This window comes from Microbacterium sp. Cr-K20 (assembly GCF_000708325.1).
Classification (GTDB): Bacteria; Actinomycetota; Actinomycetes; order Actinomycetales; family Microbacteriaceae; genus Microbacterium.
In genome coordinates, this window is the sequence record NZ_JARE01000052.1 from 32,412 (window position 1) to 45,741 (window position 13,330).

The window sequence follows — 13,330 nt, forward strand, 5'->3', positions numbered from 1 at the left end:
GCGACGAGACGAAACGCCGTTCAGCCGAGGAGCGCGAGCACGGGGACGATGTTCTCGTTCCACACGTCGACCCCGAGCTTCGCGATCAGGCCGACCACGACCACGAGGAAGACGACACGGATGAAGGTCGTCCCCCGCGAGATCGCCATCCGCGACCCCAGGTAACTGCCCGCGACGTTCGCCACCGCGAGGATGCCGCCCAGCAGCCACAGCACCGCCCCGTGCGGGATGAACAGCATCAGCGCGCCCGCGTTCGTCGCGAGGTTCACGATCTTCGCCTTCGCGCTCGCCTGCAGGAAGTCGTAACCGAGCAGGGCGACGAGCGTGATGACGAGAAAAGTGCCCGTGCCCGGGCCGATCATCCCGTCGTAGAAGCCGATGCCGAGCCCGGCGGCACCCGCCATGATGTGGTGTTTGTGCCCGTGGTACCGCAGCTTCGTCGCCGCGCCCATCTGCGGTCGGAACGCGGTGAACAGGGCGACGACCAGCAGAGCGATGACGATGATGGGCTTGAACGCGGCGGGCGGCAGTACCGTCGCGACGGCCGCGCCACCGAACGAGCCGAGGAACGCGATCGCCGCCATCGGCAACGCCGTGCGGATGTCGGGTTTGGCGCGGCGGTAGTAGGTGACGCTGCTGGTCGCGGTGCCGAAGACGGAGGCGAGCTTGTTGGTCGCCAGCGCCTGCACGGGCGAGATGCCGGGGATCAGCAGCAGCGCCGGCAACTGCAGCAGGCCTCCCCCGCCGACGACCGCATCGATCCACCCGGCGCAGAACGCGGCGATGACGACGAGGAGGAGCATCCCCCAGGTGAGCTGCTCCAGTCCGAGCACGGCGCCGATATCCACTCGGCCATGATTCCAGAGAGTCGGCCGCACGCCGGCATCCGCTCCGCCCGCTGGCAGACTGGTCGCATGCTCGACGCCCTCCCGCTGCCCCATTCGTTCGAATCGCGCATCGGGACGGCGGTGCTCCGCCGTGCGGTGGTCGACGATGCGGATGCCGTGATCGCGTTGCTCGCGGACGACCCGATCAGCGCGGCGCGAGGCGATGTGGCCTCCGACGAGGATCGCCCTGTCTACGCTCAGGCCCTCACCGAGATCCTGGCCGAGCCCTCAAACGACCTGCTCGTCGTCGAGCTCGACGGCGCGGTCATCGGCACGCTGCAGCTCACCTCGATCCCCGGGATGTCACGCCGCGGCGCGCGGCGACTGCTGGTCGAGGCGGTACGGGTGCACAGCGGGCTGCGGTCGTCGGGCATCGGTTCCGCGGTGATGCGCTGGGTGGGTGAGGCGGCGGCCCCCGCTGTCGGCGCGTCGATGGTGCAGCTCACCTCGGATGCCGCCCGCACCGACGCACACCGCTTCTACGAGCGCCTCGGCTACGTGGGCTCACACCGCGGCTTCAAGTACAACGTCCCGCAGGTCTGACCGTCCCGTTCGCGCGGCCGATCGCAGCATCCTCGGCCTGATTCTCGGATTCGGGCCGAGCGAAGCGCGGAAGGCCGAGCGAACCGCACCCCGCTTCCGTCCCGCCACCGCAACGACACTCGCCGTTCACCCGACCCGGGACGGTCGGCAACCTGGGCCTCATAGTGTCCTCTCGCAACCCGAAACCGGCGCACCCCCGCCGGACACCGAGAGGACACTCATGGCTCGCTTCACCCGCCGCGCGCGCATCGGCGCCGGCATCGCCCTGGCCACCACGGCCGCACTCGCGCTGACCTCCTGCGCGTCCGCCACCGACGCGCCGGCGTCGAGCAGCGAGACGGTCGATGCCGCCGCGGCCACGTCCGTGGAGGACTTCGGCACGTTCGCCGATCTCGAGGCCGCTGCCAAGGAAGAGGGGTCGCTCAACGTCATCGCCCTTCCCCGCGACTGGGCGAACTACGGCGAGATCCTCGACCTGTTCACCGAGAAGTACCCGGAGATCACGATCAACGAGGCCTCGCCCGACGTCTCCAGTGCCGAGGAGATCCAGGCCGCCGAGACCAACAAGGGCCTCGACACCGCGCCCGACGTGTTCGACCTCGGACTGACCGTCGCACTGCAGAACACCGACACGTTCGCTCCCTACAAGGTGCAGACGTGGGACGAGATCCCCGACGAGCTCAAGGAGCCGACCGGACTCTTCGTCGGCGACTACGGCGGATACATGTCGATCGGGTACGACTCGTCAAAGTTCGACGCGCCGTCCGAGCTCGCCGACCTGCTGTCGGCCGACTACAAGGGCGCCGTCGCGATCAACGGCGACCCGACCCAGGCCGGCGCCGCGTTCGCCGCCGTGGGCCTCGCCACCGTGCAGTCCGACGGCACGCTCGACGACTTCCAGCCCGGCATCGACTTCTTCTCGGACATGCAGAAGGCCGGCAACCTGCTCAAGGTGGATGTCACCACGGCGACCATCGCGAGCGGCGAGACCCCGGTCGTCTTCGACTGGGACTACCTGAACGCCTCGCACACGGCCGACAACGAGGACTGGAAGGTCGTCGTGCTCGACGGCACCGGATACGCCGGCTACTACAACCAGGCCATCAACGTCGACGCCCCGAACCCGGCGGCGGCCCGCCTGTGGCAGGAGTTCCTCTACAGCGACGAGGTGCAGAACCTCTGGCTGAAGGGTGGCGCGCGTCCGGTGCGCATGGAGGCCATGACCGAGGCGGGCACGATCGACGCCGACCTCGCGGCTGCGCTCCCCGAGGCTCCCGAGGAGACCGTGGTGCCGACCGAGGAGCAGTCGACGAACGCCGGCACGCTGCTCGGTGAGAAGTGGGCCGCGGCCGTCCAGTGACGACCATCTCCGCACCGGGGGTGGATGCTGCGGCATCCGCCCCCGCCACGGCCGCCGGGCCTTCGCAGCATGCGAGGGCCCGGCGGTCCGGCCCGTCCCCCGCGTGGCTCGGGCTCGTCCCGTTCGCGGCCTACGTCCTGCTGTTCCTCGCCGTGCCGACCATCCTCGCGATCGGCTCCGGCTTCTTCGACGGCGACGGCGCCTTCACCTGGACGAACGTCGCGGCGCTCGGCGACCCGGTCGTGCTGAACACCTTCGCGAACTCCGCCTGGCTCTCCCTGCTCACGGCCGTCGTCGGCGCGGTCGTCGGCGCGCTCGTCTGCTACGCCCTCCTCGGCATGAACCCCGACGGGGCGATGCGCCAGTCGGTGGATGCCGCGGCCGGAGTGCTCGCCCAGTTCGGCGGGGTCATGTTGGCATTCGCCTTCATCGCCACGATCGGCATCCAGGGCGTGGTCACCCTGTTCCTCCAGGACGCGTTCGGCATCGACATCTTCGCGAACGGCGCCTGGTTGTACGAGCTGCCCGGGCTGATCCTGCCCTACATCTACTTCCAGATCCCGCTCATGGTCATCACCTTCATGCCCGCCCTCGCCGCGCTCAAGCCGCAGTGGGCCGAGGCCAACCTCACGCTCGGCGGTAGCCGCTCCAGCTTCTGGCTGCGCATCGGCCTCCCCGTGCTCGCCCCCTCGTTCCTCGCCAGCCTGTTGCTACTGTTCGCCAACGCGTTCTCCTCTTATGCGACGGCCGCCGCTCTCGCGAGCCAGGGTTCGCAGATCGTGCCGCTGCAGATCCGCACCGCACTCACGAGCGAGACGCTGCTCGGGCGGGAGAACCTCGCCGGAGCCCTCGCACTCGGCATGATCGTCGTGGTGGCGGTCGTGATGTCCCTGTACTCGCTCATCCAGCGCCGCGCCGCCCGGTGGCAGTCATGAGTCGCCTCGGTCCCTCTCGCACGACCCGCTGGGTCATCGGCATCATCGTCGGCGCGTTCTTCGCCATCCCCCTCGCCTCGACCTTCCTGTTCACGCTCCGCGGGAAGGAGGGACCGACTCTCGAACACTGGGCCGCCCTCTTCGATCCGGCCGCCTCCGCCGCCATCAAGCCGATCTGGACGGGCCTGGGCAACTCGCTCATCCTCGCGGTCGTCACGGTCGTGATCGTGCTGCTCCTGCTGGCGCCGACCATGATCCTGGTCAACCTGCGCTTCCCGAAGCTCAAGCCCGCATTCGAGTTCGCGGCGCTGCTGCCGATCTCGATCCCCGCGATCGTACTCGTCGTCGGGCTCGCGCCGCTCTATCTGCAGATCGGGCGGACGCTGGGCACGGGCACCTGGACCCTCGCGTTCGCCTACGGCATCACCGTTCTCCCCTACGCCTCCCGATCGATCCAGGCCTCGATCGATGCCGCCGACCTGCGCACCCTCTCCGAAGCCGCACGCTCACTCGGCGCGAGCTGGCCGACCGTGATCCTGAAGGTGCTCGCCCCGAATCTCCGGCAAGGGCTCCTCGCGGCATCGCTGATCTCGATCGCCGTCGTGCTGGGCGAGTTCACGATCGCCTCGCTCCTGAACCGCCCGGTGTTCCAGACCGCCATGGTCGTCGTGCAGAAGCAGGATCCCTACGCGCCGGCGATCTTCACCCTGCTGGCGCTGGCGTTCGTCTTCCTACTGCTCCTCCTCATCGGCCGCGTCGCCCGCGGCACCGGAAAGGCCCGCTCATGACCCTCGACCAGGCGCTGCCGCGCACCAAGGACAACCTGCTCCTGGCACGAGCCGGTGAGGGGACCCGCGTCGAGCTGCAAGGCATCGTGAAGAGCTACGCCGGCACGCGCGTGCTGCACGGGGTGGACCTCGACATCGCACCCGGCGAGTTCGTCTCGCTGCTCGGCCCCTCGGGATGCGGCAAGACCACGCTGCTCCGCGTGCTCGCCGGGCTCGAGGGCGCCGACGAGGGTGCGGTGCTGCTCGGGGGCGGCGACGTGTCGCGCGTGCCGACGAACAGGCGCGACATCGGCATGGTCTTCCAGTCGTACTCGCTGTTCCCCCATCTGCGGGTGGTCGACAACACGGCATTCGGTCTGCGGCGGCGCGGCGTCGGCAGGCAGGAGGCGCAGAAGCGCGCGCTCGATGCCCTCGCGCTGGTCGGCCTGGCGGACTTCGCCGACCGGTTCCCGCACCAGCTCTCCGGCGGGCAGCAGCAGCGGGTCGCGCTCGCGCGGGCTCTCGTCACCGAGCCCAAGGTGCTTCTGCTCGATGAGCCGCTGTCGGCACTGGACGCCAAGGTGCGCGTGCAGCTGCGCGATGAGATCCGCCGCATCCAGCTGCGCCTCGGCATCACGACAGTCTTCGTCACGCACGACCAGGAGGAGGCGCTGGCCGTCTCCGACCGGATCGCTGTGATGAACGCGGGGCGGATCGAGCAGATCGGCTCTCCGGAGCAGTTGTACACGACCCCTTCGACGGCGGGGGTCGCGGCCTTCGTTGGGCTCTCCAGCGTCGTCTCCGGCGTCGCCGAGGGCGACCACGTGCTGGTGTGGGGGCAGCGCCTGCCGCTGCAGTCGCCGGCAGACGGCCCGGTCGATGTGTACCTCCGACCGGAGAACGTCCACTTCGCGTCGGAGGCGGATGCCGCCACCGACGCCCTGGTCGAGGAGAGCACCTTCCTCGGCAGCATGCGCCGCACCCTCGTCCGCACCGAGTCGGGCGAGCTCGTCCGGGTGCAGCACGCCCCCGGCATCCATCCCTCGTTCGGCGACCGGGTGCGCATCGCCGTCGCCCCGGAGCCGGTCGCGGTTCACCCGCGCGGGTGAAGCCGCCCTTCCCTCCGATATACCGGGACCGCTAGCGTGAGCCGCGAGGGCGGGTTCCCTCCATCCGAAAGAGAAAGGACGCCTCATGGCAGGCACGTTCGAGCTGTACACCGACAAGTCCGGTGAGTACCGGTTCCGTCTGAAGGCCGGCAACGGCGAGGTCATCGCGACGGGTGAGGGCTACTCGTCGAAGTCCGGCGCGCTGAACGGCATCGACGCCGTCCGCCGCAACGCCGCCGACGCCGAGGTCGTCGAGGTCGACTAGCTCAAGAGCCCACTTCACGACGAGACCCCCTGGTGCAGACGTCTGCACCAGGGGGTCTCGTCGTGAAGGCGGGGTCTCGGCAGACCGTGCCGCCGCAACCTCAGAGCACGCGCGCCAGGAAGTCCTTCGTGCGCGGATGCTGCGGGTTCGCGAGCACCTCGCGCGGGTCTCCTTCTTCGACGATGTGTCCGCCGTCCATGAAGATCAGGCGCGAGCCGACCTCCCGCGCGAAGCCCATCTCGTGCGTGACGACGAGCATCGTCATCCCCTCGTCGGCCAGTGAGCGCATGACCTGCAGCACCTCGCCGACCAGCTCGGGGTCCAGTGCCGAGGTCGGCTCGTCGAACAGCATCATGTCCGGGTTCATGCACAGCGCACGAGCGATCGCGACGCGCTGCTGCTGCCCGCCGGACAGGTGTCCGGGGTAGGCATCCGACTTCTCGGACAGTCCCACGCGCTCCAGCATGGCGCGCGCGATCAGCTCGGCTTCCTTCTTCGAGCGCTTCTTCACCCGCTGCTGGGCGACCGTCAGGTTGCCGAGCACATCCAGATGCGGGAAGAGGTTGAAGCTCTGGAACACCATGCCGATGCGCGTGCGCACACCGTCGATGTCGACGTCGGGATCGGTGATGTCGATCCCCTCGATCAGCACCTTGCCGGCGGTCGGCTCCTCGAGCAGGTTCACCGACCGCAGCAGCGTCGACTTGCCGGAGCCCGATGGCCCGATCACGCAGACGACCTCGCCCCTGGTGACGGTGAGGTCAATGCCCTTGAGCACCTCGTTGTCGCCGAACGACTTCACCAGCCCCTGCACGTCGATCGCCGGGGCATGCACATCGATCAGTTCGGTGATCATCGCTGCCTCGCCATCCGACGTTCCAGCCACGCGCTGAAGCGCGTGAGCGGGATCGTCACGATCAGGTACAGGATCGCCGCCATGATCAACGGCGTTCCGTTCGCGTTCTGGGTGCTCGCGTCACGCGCGAAGTTCGTGAGCTCTTTCGACCAGATGAAGGACCCGGCGATGAACAGCAGGGACGTGTCCTTCAGCAGCAGCACGAACTCGTTGGTGAGCGGCGGGATGATGATCCGGAAACCCTGCGGCACGACGATCCAGAACGTCGTCTTCATGGGCGACATACCCAGCGAGCGCGCGGCCTCCGTCTGTCCCTTGGGGACCGCCTGGATGCCGGCGCGGATCGTCTCGGCCATGTACGCCGAGGCGACGAGGATGAGACCGATGAGTCCGAGCACGACCGGTCCGCCGAGCTTCGTCCCGGGAACGCCCACGGCGATCGGCAGGATGAAGGCGATGGCGAAGATCGTGAGGATCGCGGGGAGTCCCCGGAACAGCTCGATCCAGCACGTCGCGATCCAGCGGAACGGCGCGATGACCGACAGCTTCATCAGGGCCAGCAGCACGCCGAGCAACAGGCCGCCGACGAACGCCACGGCCGTGAACCACAGGGTGTTCACGAGTGCGGTCGTGATGATCCCGGGGAACATCTTCGCCGCGATCTCGGGGTTGAAGAACAGCGGTCCGATCTTCGCCCAGTCGGTGGTCACGATCGCCCAGACGGCGATCGCGATCAGCACCGCATAGACCGAATACCGATACAGCTTGCCCTTGGTGGTACGCCTCAACGCCATCGTCGAGGTCCTCCCGCTCTACCGACGCCGCCGGTCACTTGGCCGCGAGGTACTCGTCGTAGATCTCCTGGTATCCGCCGTCGTCCTGGAGCTCCTTGAGCGCCTTGTTGATGGCTTCACGGAGCTCGTCCTTCTCGCCCTTGGCGAAGGCGAAGCCGTACGACTCGTCGGTCGGGTAGGTCTCGACGATCTTGTACGCGGGGTCGTCCTGCTCGTGCACGTAGTTGACGGGCTGGTCCTGCAGGATCGCGTCGATCTGCCCGGCCTGCATCGCCGGCCACAGCTCACCGTCCGACGGATACTGCACGAGCTGGGCGCCCTTGGCGTTCTCGGTCGCGTAGGACTCGCCGGTGGTGCCCTGCTGCACGCCGACGTTCTTGCCGTCGAGGTCGTCGATGGACTTGATGTCCGAATCGGCACGGACCAGCAGCGACTGCAGCGAGTCGACGTACGGGTCGGAGAAGTCGATGTTGGCCTTGCGCTCCTCGGTGATCGTCATGGCCGACGCACCGATGTCGCACTGACCCGAGACGAGGATCGCACCCGACTGCAGCGGGTCGAAGCCCACGTCCTGCACGGAGACCTTGAGATCGAGCTTCTCGGCGATCGCCGCGAGGAGATCGATGTCGAATCCGGAGTACTCGATGTCGCTGGACGGGTCCTCGACCTCGAAGGGCGGGTAGGGAACGTCGGAGCAGACCGTGAGCGTGCCGGCCTCGATCAGACCGTACTCCTCGCCCGCGGCGGGAGCGTCACTGCTTCCCGCATCGGACGAACCGGTCGCGCAGCCGGCGAGCGCGAGAGTGGCGGTCGCCACGAGGGCGAGACCGGCGATGAGGTTACGACGAGGCATGTCGGCTCCTGTAGGACGAGGGCGGGGTGTGCCCACGGACGGGTAGGAGAACATCTAAACATGCGGCTCGTCGCGTGACCAATGACATCAGTCGGTCGACGTATCACGTTTGCGTTGCAAGTGCACGTCAGTGGCGACGTGAAATCAAGTCCCGCAGCGCGTGCGACGGGGTCTCAGACCTCGAAGTCGACCGCTGCGCGTGAGGCGACCACCGAGCGGATGTAACCGGCGACCTCCTCGTGCGCGGGATGCACCTGGTACGCGTCGATGTCGGCGACCGAGTCGAAGTCGGCCACGAGCGTCACGTCCCAGTTCGTCTCCGGGTAGGCCTCGTTGGCACCGGCGGAGATCGACAGCAGCTGCGGCACGACACCCTCCAGGGCGTTGAGGCGACGAGCGACCTCGGCCGCCTGCTCGGCACGCACGGCGGCGTCTTCGGCCGCGAGCTTCCACATCACGACATGGCGGATGGTCACAGGGATTCCTTCGTCTCGGTTCGCGCCTCACCGCGGACCGCGGCCTCCAGCGCCTCACGCAGTCGTTCGGGCGATACGCGCCAGTGCGCGTGCAGATCGCCGTCGATCAGGACGACGGGGATCTTCTCCCACCACAGCTCATACAGTGCGGGGTCGTCCTGGATGGACGCCTCGACGATCTCGATCTGCTCCGCGGCGGCGTCGGGCAGCTCGGCGACGACAGCGTCGATCACGTCGGAGGCCACCTCGCACAGATGGCAGTCGGGCTTGCGGATCAGGGTCAGCGTGGTCACGCCGACGGCACCTCGACAGCGCGCCCCTGGGAGATCCACTCCCCCGTGCCGCCCTCGACGTTGGTGGCATCGAAGCCGCGTGACTCCAGCGCCTCGACGACGCGGGCGGAGCGACCGCCGGCCTGGCAGATGACGTCGAACGACTCCGCCGGCAGTTCATCGAGCCTGTTGCCGATCTCGGACATGGGGATGTTGACGGCGCCGGGCACATGGCCTGCGGCGAACTCGTCCACCTCCCGCACGTCGATGAGCGGAACACCCGACCGCTCGGCGAGTTCGGCGACGGTGATCGACTTCATGACATCCTCTCGGCGGTACGGAGCTGCGGGCAGAGACACAAAGCGCCCGTCCGAAGACAGGCGCTCGTGTCTGGTCGCTTACTTCTTGTTGCGACGCTGGTGGCGAGTCTTACGAAGCAGCTTGCGGTGCTTCTTCTTCGCCATGCGCTTGCGGCGCTTCTTGATGACAGAACCCACGGAAACCTCACTAAGTCAGTGGCTGGGTGTCGCCGAAATCGGACACCCGGGTACGGGCACGGAAAATGCCTCGGGTCAGTCTAGCAAACCCGACGGGCTCCGCCGCGCGCGCCTCAACCGACGTCGGCGATGGGCCGCTGCAGCGCATCGGCCACGGCGGACTCGGGCACGCGATAGCTGCGGCCGAAGCGAACGGCCGGCAGCTCCCCGGCGTGAACCAGCCGGTACACGGTCATCTTGGACACGCGCATCAGCTCGGCGACCTCGGCCACCGTGAGGAATCGGACATCTGGAACCTCGGGCATCCCACGTACCCCTTTCTCGATGTGCACACTCTATGGGGTAGCTGGGACGCATGTAAACCCATGTGGCCCGTGTGATCAACGGGACGAATGCGCGGTCGCTGACCCGCGACGAGGGTACGCACTGAACCCGGGACGCGGGTCAGGCCGGCTTCTTCGCCTTGGCCAGTCGTTCGCGCGCCTCGCGAAGCGCCTGCCGCTCGATCTTGTGGGCCGCGCGCAGAGCCTTCTCCGCTTCGCGCACCGCCCTCTGTGCTTCCTTCAGGCGGCGGTCCCCCGCGAGCTCTGCGGGCTCGAGGTCGACCCAGTCGGTCGCCACGGATCGCGGCTCACCATGCTCGAGGGCGGCGATGTACGCAGCAACGCCGTCGAGCGTCCGCTCGACCCCGAAGCGGAAGGGGTCGGCCGCGGAGAGGAACACGTCGTCTTCGATCGCGCGACGCAGAGCAGGGAATTCCTCCGCGGTGATCACCCGATCGAAGAGCTCGGCCTCGCGCGCAGAGACCTCGTCGGGAGTGAGGCCGCTGCCGCGGGCCTGCTCCGTGTAGCCGGCCAGCACGATCCCGCACCAGCGAGCATGCCCCGTCATGGCGAGCGCGACGGCCAGCCGCTCCTCGGCGGTCAGCGGGGTCTCTTCGAGCGCGGCGAGGCCTGCATCGAGCCAGGCGGAGCTGTTCGGAGTGATCGGCGATCCGGTGATCGGCAGCGAGAGCATCCAGGGGTGGCGCAGGTAGAGCATGATCTGCGCCTCGTACAGCGCCAGCAATCGTGCGCGCCATCCGTCGACCTCGAGGTGGCTCGCCGGCGGAAGCCCCGTCGCCTCCTCCTGCATGAGCAGCAGCAGATCGTCCTTGGCGGTCACGTAGCGATAGAGGGACATGGGCGTGAAGCCGAGCTTCGCCGCCACCGCCGCCATCGACACGGCGCCGATCCCCTCGGCATCGGCCAGCTCGACGGCGGCGTCGACGATCTTCTCGACGCTCATCTCCCGCTTGGGTCCGCGCTGCGGGTTCGCGGCGACACCCCAGGCGAGCGCGATCCCCCGTGGCAGCTCCGGCGGCTCGGTCTCAGTCATGCGCTCATCCTACTTCTGTTTATTTCATAAACAGTGTGTTACGGTCATACACAGTTGCGTTGCTCATACACAGTTTCCTTCATACACAGAAAGGATCACCTGATGGACACAGCCATCGAGGTGCGCGGCCTGCACAAGGCCTTCGCCCAGAAGACCGTCGTCGACGGCCTGGACTTCACCGTCGGACGCGGAGAGGTCTTCGCCCTGCTCGGACCAAACGGGGCGGGAAAGACGACCACGATCAACATCCTCACCACACTCACCCGTGCCGACGCCGGTGCGGTGGCCGTCGCCGGGTGGGATGTGCACACCCACGCGGTCGAGGTGCAACGCCGCATCAGCCTCACCGGTCAAGCGGCCGCCGTCGACGACGCCCTGACGGCGACGGAGAACGTGGTCATGTTCGCCCGGCTCGCCGGGCTCGGCCGCGCAGCCGCCGCGCGTCGTGCGACCGAACTGATCACCCAGTTCGATCTGACCGAGGCCGCCGCCCGCACCGTGCGCACGTTCTCCGGGGGGATGCGCCGTCGACTGGACCTCGCCCTGAGCTTCGTCGTGACCCCCGAGGTACTCTTCCTCGACGAACCGACGACCGGCCTCGACACCCGGAGCCGCCGCGACCTGTGGGACATCATCCGGACGCTCGCGGCGTCAGGCACCACGGTGTTCCTCACGACGCAGTACCTGGAGGAGGCCGATCAGCTCGCCGACCGGATCGCCGTGCTGCACGACGGCCGCATCGCCGCGCTCGGCACACCGGCGGAGCTGAAGGCGCGCATCGGCGGAGACACGGTCGAGCTCCATGACGGTGACGGCGCACTCAGCCGACGGATCCCCACCGACGGCACGGTCGCCGACCTGCGACGAGCGCTCGACCTGCTCGACGAGGAGGGCGCCGACGGTGTCATCACGCTGCGACGCCCCACCCTCGACGACGTCTTCCTCGCCGTCACCTCGCCCACCTCGACTTCTCGACCCGTGAAGGAGAACGCATGAACGCCACCCTGGCCACGCCTCGACCGACGGCATCCACCCCCTCCGCGCCCTCTCCGCGTCCGAGGCTGCGCGGGTTCGCCGCCGAGGCCGTCTTCGTCGGACGGAGCCTGCGCCATTCCGTGCGCGACGGCGAATCGCTGCTGATGGCGATCATGCTGCCGGTGATGCTCATGCTGATGTTCACGTGGGTCTTCGGCGGCGCCATCGACCCTTCGGGCGCATACGTCGACTACGTCGTGCCGGGCATCATCCTGACCTGCGCCGGCTTCGGAGCATCGTCCACCGCCGTGTATGTCGCGAACGACATGCGCACCGGCATCATCGATCGGATCCGCACCATGCCCCTGCGTGCAGGCGCCGTGCTCACCGGGCACGTCGTCGCCAGTGTGCTGCGGAACCTGGTCGCCACCGCGATCGTGATCGGCGTCGGCGTGCTGGTCGGGTTCCGACCCACCGCGGACCTCGGGGAATGGATCGCGCTGGCGGGCCTCATCACCCTCTACATCCTCGCGATCACCTACCTGTTCGCGGCGATCGGTCTCGCCGCAGGAAGCCCGGAGGGCGCGAACGGCTACGGTTTCGTCCTGCTGTTCCTGCCCTATCTCTCCAGCGCGTTCGTGCCCGTCGCGAGCATGCCGGAGTGGCTGCAGCCGATCGCGGGCAACCAGCCGATCACGCCCATCGTCGAGACGATCCGCGCCCTCCTGATGGATACGCCCCTGCAGGGCGAAGCCTGGTGGGCGATCGGCTGGTGCCTGGTCATCCTGCTGATCGCGGTGACGTGGGGCGCGTGGCTCTTCCGCCGCAAGGCGGGACGTCGCTGAGGATGCCTCAGGCGCCGAGGCGCTTGAGTGCGTTGGCGACGGCATGCTTCGCGGAGGCCGCGGCGCGACCGACGACCTCCGCGGCGTGCGCGGCGCTGTCGTTCACGGGGTAGTCGATGTCGGGGGCCTCGTCGCCGTACGCATCGACGAGGAAGGGGACCAGCCAGTCGTCGACGACCTCGAGCGGCTCGACGGCGAGACTGTAGAAACGACGCTGTCCGTCTTCGCGCACCGAGACCAGCTCGGCATCGCGCAGCACCTTCAGGTGCTTCGACACGGTGGGCTGGCTGATGCCGAGGTCGGCGACGATCTGGCTGACGCTGGTGCCCGTCTCTCCTTCTTCCGTGCGTCGCAGCAGGAGCTGGAGGATGTCGCGCCTCGTACCGTCTGCGATCACGTCGAAGATGTCCGTCATGTGATCAGGGTAGTCGGCTCCGGCACGGAGTACCATGACGAAGGCTCGGCGACAGGCGCCGCGTGTCCGCAGCGCGCGGGCAAGAGAGAATCACGAGGGGGCAG

General features: G+C 68.1%; 19 protein-coding genes. 8 read left to right on the top strand and 11 right to left on the bottom strand.

Features of this window, described 5'->3' with window-relative positions; all coding sequences use genetic code 11:
* Positions 1-20: 20 nt before the first annotated feature.
* A complete protein-coding gene (locus GZ67_RS0112710; RefSeq protein WP_029263868.1) occupies positions 21-848 on the bottom strand; it encodes a sulfite exporter TauE/SafE family protein in 828 nt (275 codons plus the stop codon).
* A gap of 66 nt (positions 849-914) precedes the next feature.
* Here GZ67_RS0112710 and GZ67_RS0112715 point away from each other — a divergent pair, with 66 nt between their 5' ends.
* The 6 genes from GZ67_RS0112715 to GZ67_RS0112740 all read left to right on the top strand — a co-directional run bounded on the left by GZ67_RS0112715 (position 915) and on the right by GZ67_RS0112740 (position 5,866).
* The gene (locus tag GZ67_RS0112715) at positions 915-1,430 is read left to right on the top strand and encodes a GNAT family N-acetyltransferase (protein ID WP_029263867.1); all 516 of its coding nucleotides are present in this window, start codon (positions 915-917) and stop codon (positions 1,428-1,430) included.
* Positions 1,431-1,650: 220 nt separating this feature from the next.
* Positions 1,651-2,790, top strand: a complete 1,140-nt coding sequence (locus tag GZ67_RS0112720; protein WP_029263866.1) for an ABC transporter substrate-binding protein — start codon at positions 1,651-1,653, stop codon at positions 2,788-2,790.
* The gene (locus GZ67_RS0112725) at positions 2,787-3,725 is read left to right on the top strand and encodes an ABC transporter permease (protein ID WP_036304219.1); all 939 of its coding nucleotides are present in this window, start codon (positions 2,787-2,789) and stop codon (positions 3,723-3,725) included. The genes GZ67_RS0112720 and GZ67_RS0112725 overlap by 4 nt, the downstream gene beginning before the upstream one ends.
* A complete protein-coding gene (locus GZ67_RS0112730) occupies positions 3,722-4,513 on the top strand; it encodes an ABC transporter permease (protein ID WP_029263864.1) in 792 nt (263 codons plus the stop codon). The genes GZ67_RS0112725 and GZ67_RS0112730 overlap by 4 nt, the downstream gene beginning before the upstream one ends.
* Positions 4,510-5,601: an ABC transporter ATP-binding protein gene (locus GZ67_RS0112735; protein ID WP_029263863.1), complete on the top strand. Its 1,092-nt coding sequence runs from the start codon at positions 4,510-4,512 to the stop codon at positions 5,599-5,601. The genes GZ67_RS0112730 and GZ67_RS0112735 overlap by 4 nt, the downstream gene beginning before the upstream one ends.
* 85 nt (positions 5,602-5,686) lie before the next feature.
* Positions 5,687-5,866, top strand: coding sequence for a YegP family protein (locus GZ67_RS0112740; protein WP_029263862.1), 180 nt, complete (start codon positions 5,687-5,689; stop codon positions 5,864-5,866).
* A 100-nt stretch (positions 5,867-5,966) separates the two neighbouring features.
* On the opposite strand, the gene GZ67_RS0112750 is transcribed toward GZ67_RS0112740, so the two are convergent.
* From GZ67_RS0112750 to GZ67_RS0112790, 9 genes are all read right to left on the bottom strand, one after another.
* The gene (locus GZ67_RS0112750; protein ID WP_029263861.1) at positions 5,967-6,722 is read right to left on the bottom strand and encodes an amino acid ABC transporter ATP-binding protein; all 756 of its coding nucleotides are present in this window, start codon (positions 6,720-6,722) and stop codon (positions 5,967-5,969) included.
* Positions 6,719-7,516: an amino acid ABC transporter permease gene (locus GZ67_RS0112755; RefSeq protein WP_029263860.1), complete on the bottom strand. Its 798-nt coding sequence runs from the start codon at positions 7,514-7,516 to the stop codon at positions 6,719-6,721. The genes GZ67_RS0112750 and GZ67_RS0112755 overlap by 4 nt, the downstream gene beginning before the upstream one ends.
* Positions 7,517-7,550: 34 nt before the next feature.
* The gene (locus GZ67_RS0112760) at positions 7,551-8,369 is read right to left on the bottom strand and encodes a basic amino acid ABC transporter substrate-binding protein (protein ID WP_029263859.1); all 819 of its coding nucleotides are present in this window, start codon (positions 8,367-8,369) and stop codon (positions 7,551-7,553) included.
* Positions 8,370-8,542: 173 nt separating this feature from the next.
* A complete protein-coding gene (locus GZ67_RS0112765; RefSeq protein ID WP_029263858.1) occupies positions 8,543-8,845 on the bottom strand; it encodes a Dabb family protein in 303 nt (100 codons plus the stop codon).
* Positions 8,842-9,138: a glutaredoxin family protein gene (locus GZ67_RS0112770; protein ID WP_029263857.1), complete on the bottom strand. Its 297-nt coding sequence runs from the start codon at positions 9,136-9,138 to the stop codon at positions 8,842-8,844. The genes GZ67_RS0112765 and GZ67_RS0112770 overlap by 4 nt, the downstream gene beginning before the upstream one ends.
* Positions 9,135-9,437: a rhodanese-like domain-containing protein gene (locus tag GZ67_RS0112775; protein WP_029263856.1), complete on the bottom strand. Its 303-nt coding sequence runs from the start codon at positions 9,435-9,437 to the stop codon at positions 9,135-9,137. Before GZ67_RS0112775 ends, GZ67_RS0112770 begins: the two co-directional genes overlap by 4 nt.
* 78 nt (positions 9,438-9,515) lie before the next feature.
* Positions 9,516-9,614, bottom strand: a complete 99-nt coding sequence (locus tag GZ67_RS20450; protein WP_003792170.1) for a 30S ribosomal protein bS22 — start codon at positions 9,612-9,614, stop codon at positions 9,516-9,518.
* Between the two features lie 113 nt (positions 9,615-9,727).
* Entirely contained in the window at positions 9,728-9,919 is a 192-nt protein-coding gene (locus GZ67_RS0112785; protein ID WP_017204627.1) for a helix-turn-helix domain-containing protein, read from the bottom strand.
* A gap of 139 nt (positions 9,920-10,058) precedes the next feature.
* Complete coding sequence (locus GZ67_RS0112790) at positions 10,059-10,991, bottom strand: TetR/AcrR family transcriptional regulator (protein WP_029263855.1); 933 nt, start codon at positions 10,989-10,991, stop codon at positions 10,059-10,061.
* Between the two features lie 102 nt (positions 10,992-11,093).
* On the opposite strand from GZ67_RS0112790, the gene GZ67_RS0112795 reads away from it, so the two are divergent.
* On the top strand, positions 11,094-11,987 hold the full coding sequence (locus GZ67_RS0112795) for an ATP-binding cassette domain-containing protein (protein WP_029263854.1): 894 nt from the start codon (positions 11,094-11,096) through the stop codon (positions 11,985-11,987).
* Entirely contained in the window at positions 11,984-12,811 is an 828-nt protein-coding gene (locus tag GZ67_RS0112800; RefSeq protein ID WP_029263853.1) for an ABC transporter permease, read from the top strand. Before GZ67_RS0112795 ends, GZ67_RS0112800 begins: the two co-directional genes overlap by 4 nt.
* 7 nt (positions 12,812-12,818) lie before the next feature.
* Here GZ67_RS0112800 and GZ67_RS0112805 read toward each other — a convergent pair whose 3' ends face one another.
* Positions 12,819-13,226 (bottom strand): ArsR/SmtB family transcription factor, encoded by a 408-nt coding sequence (locus GZ67_RS0112805; RefSeq protein WP_029263852.1) that lies wholly within the window; start codon positions 13,224-13,226, stop codon positions 12,819-12,821.
* Between the last annotated feature and the right edge of the window lie 104 nt (positions 13,227-13,330).

Excerpts from the sequence above, each read along its gene's own strand:
- GZ67_RS0112715 (WP_029263867.1), top strand. The coding sequence starts at position 915 with ATGCTCGACGCCCTCCCGCTGCCCCATTCGTTCGAATCGCGCATCGGG.
- GZ67_RS0112790 (WP_029263855.1), bottom strand. The coding sequence starts at position 10,991 with ATGACTGAGACCGAGCCGCCGGAGCTGCCACGGGGGATCGCGCTCGCC.
- GZ67_RS0112760 (WP_029263859.1), bottom strand. The coding sequence starts at position 8,369 with ATGCCTCGTCGTAACCTCATCGCCGGTCTCGCCCTCGTGGCGACCGCC.
- GZ67_RS0112795 (WP_029263854.1), top strand. The coding sequence starts at position 11,094 with ATGGACACAGCCATCGAGGTGCGCGGCCTGCACAAGGCCTTCGCCCAG.
- GZ67_RS0112740 (WP_029263862.1), top strand. The coding sequence starts at position 5,687 with ATGGCAGGCACGTTCGAGCTGTACACCGACAAGTCCGGTGAGTACCGG.
- GZ67_RS0112755 (WP_029263860.1), bottom strand. The coding sequence starts at position 7,516 with ATGGCGTTGAGGCGTACCACCAAGGGCAAGCTGTATCGGTATTCGGTC.
- GZ67_RS0112800 (WP_029263853.1), top strand. The coding sequence starts at position 11,984 with ATGAACGCCACCCTGGCCACGCCTCGACCGACGGCATCCACCCCCTCC.
- GZ67_RS0112750 (WP_029263861.1), bottom strand. The coding sequence starts at position 6,722 with ATGATCACCGAACTGATCGATGTGCATGCCCCGGCGATCGACGTGCAG.
- GZ67_RS0112775 (WP_029263856.1), bottom strand. The coding sequence starts at position 9,437 with ATGAAGTCGATCACCGTCGCCGAACTCGCCGAGCGGTCGGGTGTTCCG.
- GZ67_RS0112805 (WP_029263852.1), bottom strand. The coding sequence starts at position 13,226 with ATGACGGACATCTTCGACGTGATCGCAGACGGTACGAGGCGCGACATC.
- GZ67_RS0112785 (WP_017204627.1), bottom strand. The coding sequence starts at position 9,919 with ATGCCCGAGGTTCCAGATGTCCGATTCCTCACGGTGGCCGAGGTCGCC.
- GZ67_RS0112720 (WP_029263866.1), top strand. The coding sequence starts at position 1,651 with ATGGCTCGCTTCACCCGCCGCGCGCGCATCGGCGCCGGCATCGCCCTG.
- GZ67_RS0112730 (WP_029263864.1), top strand. The coding sequence starts at position 3,722 with ATGAGTCGCCTCGGTCCCTCTCGCACGACCCGCTGGGTCATCGGCATC.
- GZ67_RS0112735 (WP_029263863.1), top strand. The coding sequence starts at position 4,510 with ATGACCCTCGACCAGGCGCTGCCGCGCACCAAGGACAACCTGCTCCTG.